The sequence below is a fragment of the Cupriavidus sp. JZ107 genome, from assembly GCF_053903255.1.
This window is the reverse complement of sequence record NZ_CP096480.1, coordinates 136,274-149,262: the sequence shown is the minus strand read 5'-3', so window position 1 is coordinate 149,262 and position 12,989 is coordinate 136,274. Positions and strand designations below refer to the sequence as shown.

The following is a 12,989-nucleotide window of genomic DNA, read 5'->3' as shown; positions in this document are numbered from 1 at the left end:
CTGTCACGCCGCATCGCAGAATCCCGGTGCACGGCGCCCGACATTGTAACGGGCTTCATTTGGCACCGAAATGACAACGTTATCATTTCGATCCGACAACGATACCCTGCCGCCGAACGAAAGACAGCTTATGACCTCCACCGCCGACCGCATCGCCTGGATCCGCCTGTCCAGCTGCTATCTGCCGCTGGCCACCCCGATCAGCGACGCCAAGGTGCTGACGGGCCGCCAGAAGCCGATGACCGAGGTCGCGATCCTGTTCGCCGAAATCGCGACGGCGGACGGCCGCGAGGGAGTGGGCTTCAGCTATTCGAAGCGCGCCGGCGGTCCCGGCCAGTACGCCCACGCCTGCGAGCTGGCGCCGACGCTGCTCGGCGAAGACCCCAGCGATATCGCGCGGCTGTGGGACAAGCTGTGCTGGACCGGCGCCTCGGTCGGGCGCAGCGGCATGGCGACGCAGGCGATCGGCGCCTTCGACGTCGCGTTGTGGGACCTGAAGGCGCGCCGCGCGGGCATGTCGCTGGCCAAGCTGCTCGGCGCGCAGCGCGATGCGGTGCGCTGCTACAACACCTCGGGCGGCTTCCTGCATACGCCGCTCGATCAGCTGTTGATCAACGCCGCGGCCTCGGTGGAACGCGGCATCGGCGGCATCAAGCTGAAGGTCGGCCAGCCGGACGGCGCGCGCGACCTCGAACGGGTCGGCGCGGTGCGCAAGCATCTGGGCGACGCGGTGCCGCTGATGGTCGACGCCAACCAGCAATGGGACCGCCCCACCGCGCAGCGCATGTGCCGGACGCTGGAGCCGTTCCACCTGGTCTGGATCGAGGAGCCGCTGGACGCCTACGACCACGAGGGCCACGCCGCGCTGGCCGCGCAGTTCGATACCCCGATCGCCACCGGCGAGATGCTGACCAGCGCCGCCGAACACTGGGACCTGATCCGCCACCGCGCCGCCGACTACCTGATGCCCGACGCCCCGCGCGTGGGGGGCATTACGCCCTTCCTGAAGGTCGCCGCGCTGGCCGAGCACGCCGGGCTGATGCTGGCCCCGCATTTCGCGATGGAGCTGCACATTCACCTGGCGGCGGCGTATCCACGCGAGCCGTGGGTCGAGCATTTCGACTGGCTCGAGCCGCTGTTCAACGAGCGGCTGGAAATCCGCGATGGCCGCATCGTCGTGCCGACGCGGCCCGGCCTCGGTGTCTCGATCAGCGAGCAGGCGCGCGCATGGACGCGGGCACAGACGGAATTCGGCGCTCGCCCATAAGGGCGGCCCGCCAACGGAACACAGGCCGGCGCCCAAGACCGGCCGATGCATGGCAAGCGAGAGACCCACCCTCAAGGAGACACAGATGAAACGCCTGATCGCCACGCTGGCCTTCGGCCTCGCCACCACGCTGTCCGCCCATGCCGCCTGGCCCGACAAGCCAGTCACGATGGTCGTGCCCTTTCCCGCCGGCGGCTCGACCGACGTGATCGCCCGCATCGTCGGCGCCAAGCTGCAGGAACAGACCGGCGCCAGCTTCGTGGTCGAGAACAAGCCCGGCGCGGCCGGCGCGATCGGCGCCAGCTTCGTCAAGCGCGCGGCACCGGACGGCTACACGCTGCTCGTGTCCTCGCTCGGTCCACTGGTCATCGCCCCGCATCTGATCAAGAGCACGCCGTACGATCCGGCCCGCGATTTCGACTACATCTCGGTGGCGGTGCAGGCGCCGAACATCCTGGCGGTACCGGCCAACTCGCGCTTCCAGACGCTGCAGGAGGTGGTCGCGTTCCTGAAGGCCAATCCGGGCAAGCTGACCTTCGCCTCGGCCGGCAATGGCACCAGCGACCATCTGACCGCCGAGCTGTTCTGGCAGCAGACCGGCACCAGTGGCACGCATGTCCCGTACAAGGGCGGCGCGCCGGCGATGAACGATCTGATCGGCGGGCAGGTCGATGCGACCTTCATGAACGTCAACACGGCGATGCCGCAGGTCAGGGCCGGCAAAATCCGCGCGCTGGCGATCACCAGCACGCAACGCTCGCCGGTACTGCCATCGGTACCGACCATGGACGAGGCCGGGATCAGGAACCTGGTCGTCTACTCGTGGCAGGCAGTGGCCGCGCCCAAGGGGCTGCCCGCCGATGTCCGCGAGCGGCTGCACAAGGGCATCGTCGCCGGGCTGAACGACCCCGCGGTCAGGAACAGGCTGCTCGAGGTCGGCTTCGAGATCGTCGGCAACACACCCGAACAGTTCACCCGCTTCCAGGCCGCCGAATCGGCCCGATGGAAGCACGTCATCGAAACCGGAAAGATCACCGCCGACTGACGGCGGCCCAGGAGATAAGCTCATGATGCAAACGGCGAGCCGCAGCGCCGGCCAACCGCTCTATATCCGCATGCACGACGCCGACAACGTCGCCATCGTCGCCAACGATGGCGGCCTGCCGGCCGGCACCACCTTCCCGTGCGGATTGCAACTGGTCGAGGCGGTGCCGCAGGGCCACAAGGTCGCGCTGGTCGATCTCGACGAAGGCGCGCCGGTGCTGCGCTACAACGTCGTCATCGGCTACACCGTGAAGCCGCTGCCACGCGGCAGCTGGGTCAACGAGCGCGTGCTGCGGATGCCGTCCGCACCGGAACTCGACGCGCTGCCGATCGCCAGCCGCGTGCCGGCCGAGTTGCCGCCGCTCGAGGGCTACACCTTCGAGGGCTATCGCAATGCCGACGGCTCGGTCGGCACGCGCAACATCCTGGCGATCACGACGACGGTGCAGTGCGTGGCCGGCGTGGTCGACTTCGCGGTGCGCCGGATCAAGGCCGAGCTGCTGCCGCGCTACCCGAACGTCGACGACGTGGTGGCGCTGGAACACAGCTATGGCTGCGGCGTGGCCATCGACGCGCCCGATGCGGTGATCCCGATCCGAACGATCCGCAACCTGGCGCTCAATCCGAACTTCGGCGGCGAGGTGATGATCGTCAGCCTCGGCTGCGAGAAGCTGCAGCCGACGCGACTGATCGAGTCCGGCACGATCCCGCTGCAGATAGAAGGCGGCGCACCGGACGTGGTGTGCCTGCAGGACGAGCGCCATGTGGGCTTCGGCTCGATGATCGATTCGATCCTGGAGACGGCCGAGCGCCATCTGCAGCGGCTGAATGCGCGCCGGCGCGAGACGTGCCCGGCTTCCGAACTCGTGGTCGGCGTGCAGTGCGGCGGCAGCGATGCGTTTTCTGGCGTCACCGCCAATCCCGCGGTCGGCTTTGCCACCGACCTGCTGGTGCGCGCCGGCGCCACCGTGATGTTCTCCGAGGTCACCGAGGTGCGCGACGGCATCGACCAGCTGACCGCGCGCGCGGCCACGCCCGAGGTCGCGCAGGCGATGATCGAGCAGATGGCGTGGTACGACCATTACCTCAGCAAGGGCCGCGTCGACCGCAGCGCCAACACGACGCCGGGCAACAAGAAGGGCGGCCTGTCGAACATCGTCGAGAAGGCGATGGGCTCGATCGTCAAGTCGGGCAGCGGGCCGATCCACGGCGTGGTGCCCCCCGGCGAGAAGGCCAGGCAGAAGGGCCTGCTCTATGCGGCAACGCCGGCCAGCGACTTCATCTGCGGCACGCTGCAGCTGGCCGCCGGCATCAACCTGCATGTGTTCACCACCGGACGGGGCACGCCGTACGGACTGGCCGAAGTCCCGGTGATCAAGGTCGCCACGCGCAGCGACCTGGCGCGCCGCTGGCACGACCTGATGGACATCGACGCCGGCAGGATCGCGACCGGCGAGGCCACCATCGAAGAGGTCGGCTGGCAGCTGTTCCACACGATGCTCGAGATTGCCAGCGGCCGCAAGTCGTATGCCGAGCAGTGGAAGCTGCAGAACGCGCTGGTGCTGTTCAATCCGGCGCCGGTGACCTGAGCGCGGCGGCCTCGCCGGCGCCGAGCGCGCCGCTGTCCTCCTTGAGCCGCACGCCGCTGCAGCACAGCGCCACCGCGCCGCGCAGCAGCCACGCCAGCCGATCGGCCGCCTGCGGGTACGGCAGCCCTTCCGGGCGCACGTTCGAGATGCAGTTGCGCTGCGCGTCGGTGCGGCCGGGATGGGGGTCGTAGGTCAGATAGATGCCGAGGCTGTCGGGGGAACTGAGGCCGGGGCGCTCGCCGATCAGCATCACGACCTGCCGCGCGCGCAGCAGCTCGCCGATTTCGTCGCCGAGGGCCACGCGGGACTGCTCGGCGATCGCGACCGGGCCGATCCGCCAGTCGGGCAGCCGCTCGCGCACCGCGCGCAGCACCGGCACCGCATGGCGCTGCGCCGCCTGTGCCGACAGGCCGTCGGCGATCACGAAGGCCACGTCGCACGGCTCGCCCGCTGCCTGGCGCAACCGCTCGCGGCTGTGCTCGTCCAGCCGGCGGCCCAGATCGGGGCGGCGCAGGTACTGCGCACGGTCCGCCGCGGCGCTATGGACCCCTAGATGAGCAAACCCTGCCTCGTCCAGCGCCGCCCTGACGGCCTCGCAGGACAACGGCTGGTGCACCGCGTCGCGCGCCTGCGCATGGGCCAGGCCGAACGCGAGCACCGCGTCGGTGGGTTGGCTGTGCCCGGCGCGGCCGAGCGCGATGCGCGCCGAGGTGAACTGGCGCAGCCGTTGCCAGGGATGGGGCGGGGCGAGGGTCGAAGGCATCGATCGCTCCTGAATGATCCTGAATGGGCCTGAATCGCTTACAGGTCGTGCGCCAGTTGCAGCAAGGGCTGGCGCTCGGCCGGCTCCACCAGCCTGCCATCGTCGCCGAAGATGCCGGTGCGCTTGAGCCAGGCCTCGAACTCCGGCGCCGGCGCCAGGCCCAGCGTCTCGCGCAGGTACAACGCGTCGTGGAAGGCCGTGCTCTGGTAGTTCAGCATGATGTCGTCCGCGCCGGGCACGCCCATGATGAAGTTGACGCCGGCCACGCCGAACAGCGTCAGCAGCGTGTCCATGTCGTCCTGATCGGCCTCGGCGTGGTTGGTGTAGCAGATGTCGCAGCCCATCGGCACGCCGAGCAGCTTGCCGCAGAAATGGTCCTCGAGCCCGGCGCGCACGATCTGCTTGCCGTCGTACAGGTACTCCGGCCCGATGAAGCCGACCACGGTATTGACCAGCAGCGGCGAAAAGGCGCGCGCCACCGCATATGCCCGCGCCTCCATGGTCTGCTGGTCGACGCCGTGGTGGGCGTTGGCCGACAGCGCGCTGCCCTGCCCGGTCTCGAAATACATCAGGTTGTCGCCGACCGTGCCGCGGCCCAGCGACAGCGCGGCGGCGCGGGCTTCGGCCAGCAGCGCCAGATCGATCCCGAAGGCGGCGTTGGCCTGCTCACTGCCGGCGATCGACTGGAACACCAGGTCGACCGGCGCGCCCTGCTCGATCGCGCGCAGCGTGTTGGTGACATGGGTCAGCACGCACGACTGCGTCGGCACGCCGTGCCGCTCGCGCAGCTCGTCGATCAGCCGCAGCAGCGCCACGATCGACGCCAGGTTGTCGCCAGCCGGATTGATGCCGATGGTGGCGTCGCCGCAGCCATAGAACAGGCCGTCGATGATCGAGGCGGCAATGCCCTTGGGGTCGTCGGTGGGATGGTTGGGCTGCAAGCGCACCGACAGCCGGCCCGGCAGCCCGATCGTGTCGCGAAAGCGCGTCACCACACGGCACTTGCGCGCCACCGCAATCAGGTCCTGGTTGCGCATCAGCTTGCTGACCGCGGCCGCCATTTCGGGCGTGATGCCCGGCGCCACGCGGGCCAGCACCGTGCCGTCGGTCTCGTGCAGCAGCAGCCAGTTGCGCAATTCGCCGACCGTCAGCGCGGCGATCTCGGCGAAGGCAGCGGCGTCGTGGCGGTCGACGATCAGCCGCGTGACTTCGTCGCTTTCGTACGGGATCAGCGCCTCGTTCAGGAAGCGCGACAGCGGCAGGTCGGCCAGCGCGATCCGTGCAGCCATCCGCTCTTCTTCGCTGTCGGCGGCCAGGCCCGCCAGCTGGTCGCCCGAGCGGGCCGGGCTGGCCTTGGCCAGCAGCGTCTTCAGGTCCGCGAACGCGTAGCGCCGCGCGCCGATCGTTTCAGTGAACGCCATCTGTTCCCCCGGCAAGGAGCGGTGGCCCTGTCATGACGCGGCTTGGCGCGGCACCGGGCCCCTGGTCCGGAATATAGCGCGCAAACGTCATGGAAGCCCGATGGCGACTCTCTGGCGAAGGACTTGGGGGGCGAAGCGTACCCGTTTCTGCGTGCCAATTCCGCCGGCTCACCGGCCGCCAAAACCGGTCCGATTTCCGTTGCGGGAACGGCTGCTGCGGCGTCGGCGAGCGGACAGTCGTGCCACGCCGGCGCCGGGAGCGTACCCATTTCTGCGTGCGCCTGCCGGGAAGAAACCAGACACCGGAGCTCCGAAGAAGGCGCGTCGCTCGACGACGGCCGGCTACTCCGCCCGGCTGCGCACGTAGTCGATATGCGCCTGCATCGCCGTGCGCGCCTCTTCCGGGCGCCGCGCCAGGATCGCGGCGCACAGTGTGCGATGCTGCAGCAGCAGCTGGTCGGAGGCCTCGGCGTCCTGCTCGCGCAGGCCGGTACCGTTGGTCGTGATGTGCTCGCGCAGCATGCCGATCACGCTGGTATGCAGGTGCAGGAACATCGTGTTGTGCGAGGCCAGCGCAATCGCCTCGTGCAGTTGCGCGTCGGCGTCGGCCTCCGCCTGCTTGTCGTCGCGCTCGCGGGCGCGCTCCAACTGGTCCAACAGGGTTCGGATCCGCCGCAGGTCCTGCCCGTCGGCGCGCAGCGCGGCGAAATAGGCGGTGGCGCCCTCCAGCACACGGCGAAATTCCAGGATGTCCTCGCGCAGCGCCGGATGGTCGGCAACCAGTTGGCGCCACGGCGACGCGATGCCGCTGCGCAGCTGCTCGGTGACGAACACGCCGGCGCCGCGCCGGCTCTGCAGCAGCCCCCGCGCCGCCAGCCGTTGCGTGGCCTCGCGCACCGTGTTGCGGGCCACGCCGTAGGTCTCGGCCAGGACACGCTCCGCCGGCAGGCGCGTGCCCGCCGGCCACGTGCCGTCCAGCAGCGCGGTCTCGACCTTGCGCATTACCTCCTCCACCCGGCCGCGCTCGCGCATGCCTGCCGCCATCGTCCTCTCCCCTCGCTTCGTCGCGCGTTCAACTGGTCCAACCAATTTGAACCTTGCCGCCGCAGCGGGAATTATGCCGCCGAAGCGGACGTGCTCGGCCGCGCCCACACTCGGACGCAGAACGACGTCCCAAACGCACGACTACCCCACTACTACGCCACTACTACGCATCGAGCCCGCCATTGCAGGCGGGCCATCTCCGGAGCGAGACATGATTCCGAGGCAATACCCCGAGGCCCCCGCGCAGGTGTACCTGTTCGCGACCTGCCTGGTCGACCTGTTCGTGCCGCAAGCCGGCCTGGATGCGGTCCGTCTGCTGGAGCGGGAAGGGCTGACCGTGCATTTTCCGCGCGGGCAGAGCTGCTGCGGCCAGCCGGCCTACAGCAGCGGCAACCCCGAGCAGGCCCGCGCCGTCGCGCGGGCGCAGCTCGATCTGTTCGCCCAGCCCTGGCCGATCGTCGTGCCCTCCGGCTCCTGCGCCGGCATGATGCGCCATCACTGGCCCAAGCTGTTCGAGGACGATGCCGTGGCAGGCCCGAAGGCGCGCGCGCTGGCCGAGCGCGTGTTCGAACTGAGCGAGTTCCTGCTGCGCGTGCTGAAGGTCCGCTATCCGGATGCGGCGCAGGCGGTGACGTCGACGTCGGGATCTGTCAGCCCGGAGACCGTGGTACTGCATACCTCCTGCGCGGCCCGCCGCGAGATGGGCACGCGCGTTCACGGCGTCGAACTGATCGACGCATTGCCCGGTGTCACACGGCTGGAACACGAGCGCGAATCCGAGTGCTGCGGTTTCGGCGGCACCTTCTCGCTGAAGCATCCGGACATCTCGGGCGCGATGGTGCAGGACAAGGTCGCTTCCGCTTGTGCCACCGGCTGCGACACGCTGGTATCGGCCGACTGCGGCTGCCTGCTCAATATCGGCCATGCGGCGCGCCGGCAGGCGTTGGGCCTCAAGGTCGAGCATATGGCCACGTTCCTGTGGCGCCGTCTTGGTCATGCGGATGGAAGCGGGGATGGCGACCGCGATGGAAGCGCCGGCCCGCACGCGGCGCTGGCCGCAACGGAGACGCAGCGATGATCGCCGACGACGCCCGCACGCGCATCCTCGAACGGCTGCGCGCTGCCGCGCCGGTCGCCAACGACGACCCCGCCGCGGCGCCAACGCTGAGCCGGCGCATCGACGCGCATTTCGACGGCCGGCGCGCGATGCACGCGCCCGCGGACGGCGCCACGCTCGCGGACGCGATGCAGGCCGCCCTTCACGCGGCACACGCCGAAGTCTGGCGCACGGACGAGGCCGGCTGGCCCGCACTGCTGGCCCAGCGCCTCGCCGAAGACGGCGTGCGCCGCCTGCTGTTTGATCCCCAAGGTCCGGAAGGCATCGCGCTGTCGCGCTGCCTGCCATCGGCCGTCGACGCCGTCGCATACCAACGCCCCATCGAAGCGTGGAAGGGCGAGCTGTTCGACACCATCGACGCCGGCTTCACGGTGGCGCGCTCGGGCATCGCCGGCACCGGCACGCTGGTGCTGCTGCCGGACGCGCGCGCGCCGCGCACGGTCTCGCTGGTCCCGCCGCTGCATGTGGCGCTGGTCTACGCCGACACGCTGCATGCCGATTTGCACGCCGCGATGCGCGCCGAACGCTGGCAGGACGGCATGCCGACCAATCTGGTGCTGGTGTCCGGCCCGTCGAAAACCTCCGACATCCAGCAGACGCTGGCCTATGGCGCGCATGGGCCGCGCCGGCTGTGGGTGCTGATCGTCGAGCGCGGCGGCAGCACGGCATCGCCGGCAATACAAGCGTCGGCACCGACATCGGGAGAACCGGTATGAGCGCGACCCCGATGCATTTCGTGCCGTCCGCCGACTTCAAGGCGCGGGCCCGGGCGGCGCTCGACGACGCCAAGCTGCGCAGCAGTTTCCGCGGCGCGATGGACTTCCTGCAGAACAAGCGCGCGATCCAGTTTCCGGACGGCGACGAGCTGCAGGCCTTGCGCGACCTCGGCGAGGCGGTGCGCCAGCATGCGCTGGCGCATCTGCCGCAGCTGCTGGAGCAACTGGAGGCAAAGCTGACGGAGGTCGGCGTGCAGGTCCATTGGGCGCAGACGCCCGACGAGGCCAACGCAATCATCGCGGGCATTGCCGAGCGCCACGGCGCGCGCAGCGTGATCAAGGGCAAGTCGATGGCCAGCGAGGAGATCGCGCTGAACCATTACCTCGCCGAGCGCGGCATCCGCAGCCTCGAGTCGGATATGGGCGAATACATCGTCCAGCTGGCCGGCGAAGGCCCCTCGCATATCGTGATGCCGGCGATTCACAAGACGCGCGGCGATATCGCCGCGCTGTTCGAGCAGCATATCCCCGACACGCCCTACACCGAGGACGTCGACACGCTGATCCAGACCGGCCGCCGCGCGCTGCGGCACGCCTTCGTCGAGGCCGACATCGGCCTGTCCGGCGTCAACTTCGCCGCCGCCGACACCGGCACGCTGTGGCTGGTCGAGAACGAGGGCAATGGCCGGCTCTCGACCACCGTGCCGCCGGTGCATATCGCGATCATGGGCATCGAGAAGGTGGTGGCGAGCCTGGACCATATCGTGCCGCTGGCCACGCTGCTGACGCGCTCGGCCACCGGCCAGGCGATCACCACCTATTTCAACCTGATCACCGGCCCCCGTCGCGCCGGCGAGCTCGACGGCCCGCGCGAGATGCACGTGGTGCTGCTCGACAACGGACGCACCCAGGCCTATGCCGACGCGCAATTGCGCGCCACGCTGCAGTGCATCCGCTGCGGCGCCTGCATGAACCACTGCCCGGTCTATACCCGCATCGGCGGGCACGCCTACGGAACCACCTATCCGGGCCCGATCGGCAAGATCATCTCGCCGCATCTGCTGGGACTGGACGCCACCGCCGATCTGCCGACCGCGTCGAGCCTGTGCGGCGCCTGCGGCGAGGTCTGCCCGGTGCGGATTCCGATTCCCCAGTTGCTGATCCGGCTGCGCACCGAGGCCAACCGCAATCCCGACGAGGCGGTACAGCATCCCCTGCGCGGCCAGGGCGCGCGCTACAGCCGCGGCGAACAGCTGATCTGGCGCTTCTGGCGCGGCGCATTTGCGCATCCGCGCCTCTACCGGGTGTTCCGCTGGGCCGCGACGCGGCTGCGCGCGTTCACGCCATCGCGGCAGATGGGGTGGACCGATCATCGAGAGCCCTTGCGGCCGGCGGCGCGCAGCCTCGCCGATCTGCTGCGCGAGCGCGGGCAACCCGAATAGCAAGCGCTCTGCCCACCAACGTCTGTCGTCCCCGCGCAGGCGGGGATCCAGCGGCTTCCGAAGACGCCGGATTCCCGCGTTCGCGGGAACGACGCGATGGTGACCGAGACGTGCTCGGCCACTTCGCCAAATCCAATTTCCCTTTCTAGACTCGCATCCCTCGGAGGAGACCGATATGCAAACCTGGCAACAGGTCTATACGCCGCTTGGCAGCCTGTGGCTGTCCTCGCTGGCGGCCGCCATTCCCATCCTGTTCTTCTTCGTCGCGCTGGCGCTGCTGCGCATGAAGGGCCATGTGGCCGCCGCGATCACGCTGGCGCTCGCGCTGGCCGTGGCCATTGCAGGCTATGGCATGCCCGTGCCGCAGGCGCTCGCCTCGGCGGGCTACGGCTTCCTGTACGGCCTGTGGCCGATCGCCTGGATCATCGTCACCGCGGTGTTCCTGTACAAGATCGTCGTCAAGACCGGCCAGTTCGACGTGATCCGCGCTTCGGTGCTGGCGATCACCGATGACCAGCGTCTGCAGGTGCTGCTGATCGGCTTTGCCTTCGGCGCCTTCCTCGAAGGCGCGGCCGGTTTTGGCGCGCCGGTGGCGATCACCGCCGCGTTGCTGGTCGGCCTGGGCTTCAATCCGCTCTACGCCGCGGGTCTGTGCCTGATCGCCAATACCGCGCCGGTGGCCTTCGGCGCGATGGGCATCCCGATCATCGTGGCCGGACAGGTCACCGGCATCGACCCCTTCCATATCGGCGCGATGGCCGGCAGGCAATTGCCGCTGCTGTCGCTGGCGGTACCGTTCTGGCTGGTGTTCATGATGGACGGCGTCAAGGGTGTGCGCGAGACCTGGCCGGCCGCGCTGGTCACCGGCGGCAGCTTTGCCGTGACGCAGTACTTCACCGCCAACCATATCGGTCCCGAACTGCCCGACATCACCTCGGCCCTGGTCAGCCTGGTGTCGCTGTCGGCCTTCCTGAAGGTCTGGCAACCGCGCAGCGCGGCGCGTGCCGCCGGCGCATCGCTGCGAGCCGGCCACGGTGGCGCCGCTGCGCTCGGCGGCTTCGGCGATATGGGCGGTTTTCCCGCGATCGGCACGGCCAACGAGCGCAACGCGCGCAAGGCTTCGCCGTACACACTTGCCCAGACGGTGCGCGCCTGGGCGCCGTTCGGCATCCTGACCGCCATCGTCACGGTCTGGAGCCTGCAGCCGTTCAAGGCACTGTTCGCCTCCGGGGGCGCGCTGGCCGGCACTGTGCTGAAGTTCCCGGTGCCCTGGCTCGACAAGCTGGTCGTCAAGACCGCGCCGATCGTCGCCGAGCCCAAGGCCTACGACGCGGTGCTGAAGATCGACCTGCTGTCCGCCGTCGGCACCGCGATCCTGCTTACCGCCCTGATCTCCGCCGTGTTGCTGCGCATGTCGCCGCGCACGCTGCTGGCGACCTTCGGCGAGACGCTGCTCGAGCTGCGCCGACCCATCCTGTCGATCGGACTGGTACTGGCCTTCGCCTTCGTCGCCAACTACTCGGGCATGTCGTCGACGCTGGCGCTGCTGCTGGCCGGCACCGGTGCGGCCTTCCCCTTCTTCTCGCCGTTCCTCGGCTGGCTCGGCGTCTTCCTGACCGGCTCGGATACCTCGTCGAACGCGCTGTTCTGCTCGCTGCAGAGCACGACCGCGCATCAGATCGGCGTCTCGGACACGCTGCTGGTGGCCGCCAATACCACCGGCGGCGTGACCGGCAAGATGATCTCGCCGCAGTCGATCGCGGTGGCCTGCGCGGCAACCGGACTGGTTGGCCGCGAGTCGGAGCTGTTCCGCTTCACGGTCAAGCACAGCCTGCTGTTCGCGGTGATCGTCGGGATCATCACGATGGTGCAGGCGTATTGGCTGACGGGCATGATTCCGGGTTGATCGCCAGGCGAGCGCGGGGCGTCGCGCCAGCGAAGGGAATGTGTCGGGATCGTGTGCACGCTCTTCGATGGACGTCGGAGAAAAGCGAAAGCCGGGCAAATCCTGAGGTGGGATAGTGCGGCATCAGTCGAGTGGTGTGGCGGCAAGGACGTTGATCCTTGTCCCACGCCTCGCCGACCGATGCCGCCCTTCTTATCTCGATGGACGAAGACCATGATCACCACCCCGGACCCGAACGTTACCGATCACGATGCGATGCAAGCCGCCCCCCCTCGCCCCAAGCCCCATCGACGCCGCGACGACGCGCTGTCCCGACACGACGCGCTTCAACTGATCCGCAAGCAGGTGGGGGTAATCATTCCCCCGTGGGGCGTGTTCTCGTCCGTCGGCAGTGGGATCGCGCTCGTCATCTCGGTGATGAGCTTCCAAAGCTCCAACATGCAAGACAAGGTCGACAAGAACACCGCACCGTTGCAGGCCCAGCTTATCGAAATGGACAAGCGGCTGACGGGCCGGCTCGATGCAGTCGACAAGAGGCTGGATCGCTTCGGCGCCAGACTTGACGCAGTGGAAGCCCGGCTGGGCGCGCTCGAGGTTCGAGTCGGCGCAATCGATATGCGCCTCCAACAAGTGGACGCCAAGCTCGACCGCCTGCTCAGCAAATAGTTGCCTCGGGCCAT

At 68.9% G+C, this 12,989-nt stretch carries 11 protein-coding genes; 8 read left to right on the top strand and 3 right to left on the bottom strand.

Annotated features, from left to right (window positions below):
* The first annotated feature begins 130 nt into the window (after nucleotides 1-130).
* The 3 genes from M1D55_RS00660 to garD all read left to right on the top strand — a co-directional run bounded on the left by M1D55_RS00660 (nucleotide 131) and on the right by garD (nucleotide 3,900).
* Complete coding sequence (locus tag M1D55_RS00660; RefSeq protein WP_456280807.1) at nucleotides 131-1,267, top strand: L-talarate/galactarate dehydratase; 1,137 nt, start codon at nucleotides 131-133, stop codon at nucleotides 1,265-1,267.
* Nucleotides 1,268-1,352: 85 nt separating this feature from the next.
* Entirely contained in the window at nucleotides 1,353-2,312 is a 960-nt protein-coding gene (locus tag M1D55_RS00655) for a Bug family tripartite tricarboxylate transporter substrate binding protein (protein WP_456280806.1), read from the top strand.
* 25 nt (nucleotides 2,313-2,337) lie between these two features.
* Nucleotides 2,338-3,900, top strand: a complete 1,563-nt coding sequence (gene garD / locus M1D55_RS00650) for a galactarate dehydratase (RefSeq protein WP_456281343.1) — start codon at nucleotides 2,338-2,340, stop codon at nucleotides 3,898-3,900.
* Here the strand turns inward: garD and eutC are convergent.
* The 3 genes from eutC to M1D55_RS00635 all read right to left on the bottom strand — a co-directional run bounded on the left by eutC (nucleotide 3,878) and on the right by M1D55_RS00635 (nucleotide 7,128).
* Nucleotides 3,878-4,663, bottom strand: coding sequence for an ethanolamine ammonia-lyase subunit EutC (gene eutC / locus M1D55_RS00645; RefSeq protein WP_456280805.1), 786 nt, complete (start codon nucleotides 4,661-4,663; stop codon nucleotides 3,878-3,880). The two genes, garD and eutC, sit on opposite strands and share 23 nt — an antisense overlap.
* A 38-nt stretch (nucleotides 4,664-4,701) precedes the next feature.
* Nucleotides 4,702-6,084: an ethanolamine ammonia-lyase subunit EutB gene (locus M1D55_RS00640; protein ID WP_456280804.1), complete on the bottom strand. Its 1,383-nt coding sequence runs from the start codon at nucleotides 6,082-6,084 to the stop codon at nucleotides 4,702-4,704.
* A gap of 342 nt (nucleotides 6,085-6,426) precedes the next feature.
* Complete coding sequence (locus M1D55_RS00635; protein ID WP_006579947.1) at nucleotides 6,427-7,128, bottom strand: FadR/GntR family transcriptional regulator; 702 nt, start codon at nucleotides 7,126-7,128, stop codon at nucleotides 6,427-6,429.
* Nucleotides 7,129-7,339: 211 nt separating this feature from the next.
* Between M1D55_RS00635 and M1D55_RS00630 the strand changes: the two genes are divergently transcribed.
* The 5 genes from M1D55_RS00630 to M1D55_RS00610 all read left to right on the top strand — a co-directional run bounded on the left by M1D55_RS00630 (nucleotide 7,340) and on the right by M1D55_RS00610 (nucleotide 12,975).
* Nucleotides 7,340-8,206 (top strand): (Fe-S)-binding protein, encoded by an 867-nt coding sequence (locus M1D55_RS00630; protein WP_064574444.1) that lies wholly within the window; start codon nucleotides 7,340-7,342, stop codon nucleotides 8,204-8,206.
* Complete coding sequence (locus M1D55_RS00625; protein WP_064574446.1) at nucleotides 8,203-8,961, top strand: LutC/YkgG family protein; 759 nt, start codon at nucleotides 8,203-8,205, stop codon at nucleotides 8,959-8,961. The genes M1D55_RS00630 and M1D55_RS00625 overlap by 4 nt, the downstream gene beginning before the upstream one ends.
* Nucleotides 8,958-10,403, top strand: coding sequence for a LutB/LldF family L-lactate oxidation iron-sulfur protein (locus M1D55_RS00620; protein ID WP_064574448.1), 1,446 nt, complete (start codon nucleotides 8,958-8,960; stop codon nucleotides 10,401-10,403). Before M1D55_RS00625 ends, M1D55_RS00620 begins: the two co-directional genes overlap by 4 nt.
* Before the next feature lie 175 nt (nucleotides 10,404-10,578).
* Nucleotides 10,579-12,309, top strand: coding sequence for a lactate permease LctP family transporter (locus tag M1D55_RS00615; protein WP_006576119.1), 1,731 nt, complete (start codon nucleotides 10,579-10,581; stop codon nucleotides 12,307-12,309).
* 213 nt (nucleotides 12,310-12,522) lie between these two features.
* The gene (locus tag M1D55_RS00610; RefSeq protein ID WP_006576120.1) at nucleotides 12,523-12,975 is read left to right on the top strand and encodes a hypothetical protein; all 453 of its coding nucleotides are present in this window, start codon (nucleotides 12,523-12,525) and stop codon (nucleotides 12,973-12,975) included.
* The last annotated feature ends 14 nt before the right edge of the window (nucleotides 12,976-12,989 follow it).

Bases quoted from the DNA above. Each gene is read 5' to 3' on its own strand.
- M1D55_RS00660 (WP_456280807.1), top strand. From the start codon at position 131: ATGACCTCCACCGCCGACCGCATCGCCTGGATCCGCCTGTCCAGCTGC.
- M1D55_RS00655 (WP_456280806.1), top strand. From the start codon at position 1,353: ATGAAACGCCTGATCGCCACGCTGGCCTTCGGCCTCGCCACCACGCTG.
- garD (WP_456281343.1), top strand. From the start codon at position 2,338: ATGCAAACGGCGAGCCGCAGCGCCGGCCAACCGCTCTATATCCGCATG.
- eutC (WP_456280805.1), bottom strand. From the start codon at position 4,663: ATGCCTTCGACCCTCGCCCCGCCCCATCCCTGGCAACGGCTGCGCCAG.
- M1D55_RS00640 (WP_456280804.1), bottom strand. From the start codon at position 6,084: ATGGCGTTCACTGAAACGATCGGCGCGCGGCGCTACGCGTTCGCGGAC.
- M1D55_RS00635 (WP_006579947.1), bottom strand. From the start codon at position 7,128: ATGGCGGCAGGCATGCGCGAGCGCGGCCGGGTGGAGGAGGTAATGCGC.
- M1D55_RS00630 (WP_064574444.1), top strand. From the start codon at position 7,340: ATGATTCCGAGGCAATACCCCGAGGCCCCCGCGCAGGTGTACCTGTTC.
- M1D55_RS00625 (WP_064574446.1), top strand. From the start codon at position 8,203: ATGATCGCCGACGACGCCCGCACGCGCATCCTCGAACGGCTGCGCGCT.
- M1D55_RS00620 (WP_064574448.1), top strand. From the start codon at position 8,958: ATGAGCGCGACCCCGATGCATTTCGTGCCGTCCGCCGACTTCAAGGCG.
- M1D55_RS00615 (WP_006576119.1), top strand. From the start codon at position 10,579: ATGCAAACCTGGCAACAGGTCTATACGCCGCTTGGCAGCCTGTGGCTG.
- M1D55_RS00610 (WP_006576120.1), top strand. From the start codon at position 12,523: ATGATCACCACCCCGGACCCGAACGTTACCGATCACGATGCGATGCAA.